Below are 3362 nucleotides of genomic sequence, written 5' to 3'. Positions count from 1 at the left end.
GCCTGCCATCATCGAGGTAACGCCTGAATTTCTCAAACTGGTTTATCGCATAGGTAATTGCTTTACCTAGCGCCATTTGGGGTGGGATTTTATCTTTGTGCTTTATCAACCATTGATACAATTCATCGACAATTGGTTTTGCTTTTTGCTGTCTAACTTTGAACTTTTCATCGGCCGTTTTATCTTTGATGGCTTGCTCAATACCGTAGAGCTTGCGAATAAGATTAAGAGCTACATCTGCTTTGACGGTTTTTTTATTATTGCCTTTGGCCTCGATGAATTTACGGCGTATATGGGCTAAGCACGCGACCAGTGTTGCATTCGTTTGCTCGTATGCTTTGTAGCCGTCAACGAGTGCGGCCAGACCATCAATAGATTTTCGAAAATCCACGGCGTCACGATGTAAGTAAATACGCTTTGGTTCAACAAACATTTTCATCAGGCAAGCAGCTCGCGTAGTAATTGGCCTAGATAAGATACAGGCGTTGTGGGAGGTAAGCTAACTTTTACTTTGCTAATCGAGAGGGTTATTGGCTGTTGCGGTTCGATGACATCGACGTGTTTTTCGTGACTTTAGCGCGAACAAAGCTGCCTGATGATTCATTAAGCTTACTTCGTGCCGCATAAAACGTTGTTTTTGATAAAGCATGTTGCTGGCAAAACTCAGTAATAGTTAAATCTCTGGCTTGTTGTTCTTCAATAATACTGCGCCATTGTTCAAGGCTGCGTGTTTTTCTCATGACTATCTCCTCATTGAAATTCGGAAATAGCTTAATCATTTTGACGAGTTACTGGCAGGTGCACTTTGCTAGACGCTTACAATAGTTCTATTCGAAGGGAGCTTAAAAAATTAATTATGAGAAACTATCAATATAATTTCAAATACAAGAAAACTACAGGGGGAAATAGACTTATTTAATTACAGTAACTTAACCACATAAATATTGCGCCTCTTGAGGATAGCCGACAAACCAAAAACTTGCTGGTTAGCTCCACTCAGCTTTTTTTAAACACGGTTAAACGAAGCTGTATTTAATTGAGTAATTCAAAGCGTGGCTACTGGTTGCGCTTTTTTGGAGCTAATAGGGTACCCATCCTAAATTTAGTGGCACAGTTTTGCTTGTTCAATTAGAGAAACTGTCTAGTTAAATATTTTTTTACTTTCACCTCGCTAACTTTTCTCCTTCAACCTAATTCTCCTAAGCCACCACAGCCACATTAAAAGCTAGTTAATGATTGCGTTAAAAGCTAATTATGAATTACACTAAAAGCTAATTTCCAATTTCAGCAAAAGCTAACGGTGTTAACATGAATCAAGTGTCAGAAAAGCTTGCACATTCTCTAGAACGATTAAAGCTATTGCAAGATAGTGGCATTATTGCTGTACAATCGAAAATGCTTGAGCGCACTGATAGAGAGCGCTTGACTAAGCATGGCTTCATTAAAGAGGTAATGCGAGGGTGGTATATTCCTTCAAGCCCAGATGAACAACAAGGCGATAGTACCGCTTGGTATACGTCCTTTTGGGACTTTTGCGGGGCGTATTTGGATGAGCGTCTTGAGCAAAACTGGTGTTTATCACCAGAACAATCAATACAAATTCATATTGGTGATAAAACAGTTCCACCTCAGTTATTAGTGCGCTCGCCTAAAGGTCGAAATAAACCAACGGCTTTGCTTCACGATACTTCTGTATTTGATATTCGCTCTGTGTTGCCAGAGCAAGCGCAGTTAACAATCGTTGATGATTTGAGAGTATATAGTTTGGCGGCAAGCTTAGTGCATTGTGCTAAAGCTACCTTTGCACAAAAGCCCATTCAAATGAGAACGCTACTTTCAATGGTGACAGATGCTTCAGAAATATTAAATGTATTACTTGAAGGAGGTCATGTTGCTAGTGCTGGCCGTTTGGCTGGAGCATTTCGTAACATTGGTAGAGAGTTAATTGCCAATAACATCATTAAAGGCATGGATGCCGCAGATTTTAAAGTAAAAGAAACTGACCCATTTGAAGATGAAACGCACATAACATTTGGTCGTCGTGAAGTTTCACCCTATGCCAATCGACTTCGTTTACTGTGGCATAGTATGCGAGAAGATGTGATAGCCCATTTTCCTGATGTGCCTATCGCTAAAATAAATGTTCAGGACTACTTGGCTGAAGTAGAAGACAAGTTTGTTACCGATGCTTATCACTCACTATCCATTGAAGGCTACCGTGTTACGCATGAATTGATTGAACATGTACGTTCAGGTAACTGGAACCCTGAACAATCTGATGACAGTAGAAAGCATTTAGATGCAATGGCGGCAAAAGGTTATTGGGATGCCTTTCAACAAGTAAAGCTAGCTGTTGAACGTGTACTTAATGGTGAAAATGCTGGTGAAGTATTCGAAACAACTCATGCTGACTGGTATTTAGCTTTATTCGAGCCGAGTGTTGCAGCTGGCATTATCAAGCAATCTGATTTAGCCGGTTATCGAACTGGTCCTGTTTATATTAGAAAATCTAAACATACTCCCCCAACCAAAGTGGCAGTTAGGGATATGATGCCTGCACTTTTCGATTTGTTAATAGAAGAAGAAAACCCTGCCGTTCGAGTGGTATTAGGGCATTTTATTTTTGTTTATATTCACCCTTATTTTGACGGTAATGGTCGAATAGGACGATTCATCATGAACTTAATGATGGCGGCAGGTGGTTACTCATGGATTGTTGTGCCAGTTGAGCGAAGAAGTGATTATATGGAAGCTTTAGAAACGGCAAGTGTAGAGCAAAATATTACTCCTTTTACAAAATTTATAGCTTCGCTATTATAATTAACCTCAGTTCTGCTTAAGCGATAACTAATGCACTGGTTGAGTATCATGTACATTCCCTGTTGTCACTTTTGCAGCAACAATTTCGCCATGATGATTAACAATTAAATGCAGCTTGAAGCCATAAAACCATCCCATCGTTCCTTTCCTCGTTGGGCTATCCCATCAAAGGTTTTGTGTCTGGGAATACGAATATTATGGCACACCTTAATACATGTGGAGTCAATGAATTCAACGCCTGTGGGTTTACCTTTAAGTGAAGTGGAATAAGCGCACATCGGCACAAGTACCCTCGGCATAACGGCTAAAAATCGTGTGTAACTGAGCAAGTTAGGAAATTCACTTTTGTACATAAGTGAGACATACCCAAGGTAGTAATTTTTGAAATCACGGTGATGTGACATATGAAAACTAATAATACCAAACACATTTAATTGATGATCTATTTTAATTTAATGCTATTTGTGATCTAATACTGGTAAATTCACTCATTCTTATTGAGCTTAAATTGTCCAACATTCCAGATTTTCCCTACACCCGAG

General features: G+C 39.5%; 3 protein-coding genes and 1 pseudogene. 1 reads left to right on the top strand and 3 read right to left on the bottom strand.

Annotated features, from left to right (window positions below; translation table 11 throughout):
- Together HHO47_RS18815 and tnpA are read right to left on the bottom strand one after the other, a co-directional pair.
- The coding region (locus HHO47_RS18815; RefSeq protein WP_248291057.1) for an IS66 family transposase at positions 1-439 on the bottom strand (439 nt) is incomplete at its 3' end.
- A gap of 88 nt (positions 440-527) precedes the next feature.
- Complete coding sequence (gene tnpA, locus HHO47_RS18810; RefSeq protein WP_248291056.1) at positions 528-740, bottom strand: IS66 family insertion sequence element accessory protein TnpA; 213 nt, start codon at positions 738-740, stop codon at positions 528-530.
- Positions 741-1308: 568 nt separating this feature from the next.
- On the opposite strand from tnpA, the gene HHO47_RS18805 reads away from it, so the two are divergent.
- The gene (locus HHO47_RS18805) at positions 1309-2820 is read left to right on the top strand and encodes a Fic family protein (protein ID WP_169021673.1); all 1512 of its coding nucleotides are present in this window, start codon (positions 1309-1311) and stop codon (positions 2818-2820) included.
- 33 nt (positions 2821-2853) lie between these two features.
- Here the strand turns inward: HHO47_RS18805 and HHO47_RS18800 are convergent.
- Positions 2854-3239 (bottom strand): annotated as a pseudogene (locus HHO47_RS18800) (IS982 family transposase); the annotation flags it as partial.
- Positions 3240-3362 lie beyond the last annotated feature (123 nt).

Origin of the sequence: Pseudoalteromonas arctica, assembly GCF_012927645.1 — a bacterium.
In the GTDB taxonomy this organism is placed as follows: Bacteria; Pseudomonadota; Gammaproteobacteria; order Enterobacterales; family Alteromonadaceae; genus Pseudoalteromonas; species Pseudoalteromonas arctica_A.
This window is presented reverse-complemented; position numbering and strand designations above follow the sequence as displayed.